General features: G+C 54.5%; 1 protein-coding gene. It reads left to right on the plus strand.

From position 1 onward, the window contains the following. Positions 1-411 (plus strand): pirin family protein (locus D7W79_RS42885; protein ID WP_244222297.1); only part of this gene is annotated, 411 nt, incomplete at both ends.

A 411-nucleotide genomic window follows, 5' to 3' on the forward strand; every position in this document is an offset into this window, starting at 1 on the left:
ATCATGTTCAGGCCAGCGCCGGAGAGGCGTTGCTGCTCTCTACCCAGCCGGGTGTCAGCTATAGCGAACACAATCTCAGCAAAGACAAACCGTTAACGCGAATGCAGCTTTGGCTGGACGCCTGCCCGCAGCGAGAGAATCCGCTGATTCAAAAGCTGGCGCTTAATATGGGCAAGCAGCAATTAATCGCCTCGCCAGAGGGTGCGATGGGAAGCCTGCAATTACGCCAGCAAGTGTGGCTGCACCATATCGTGCTCGACAAAGGCGAAAGTGCGAATTTCCAGTTGCATGGGCCACGCGCGTATTTGCAATCGATTCACGGGAAATTTCATGCGCTTACGCATCATGAAGAGAAAGCGGCGCTGACCTGCGGTGATGGGGCGTTTATTCGTGACGAGGCTAACATTACGC

The sequence above is a fragment of the Corallococcus exercitus genome, from assembly GCF_003611585.1.
Taxonomy (GTDB): domain Bacteria; phylum Myxococcota; class Myxococcia; order Myxococcales; family Myxococcaceae; genus Corallococcus; species Corallococcus exercitus.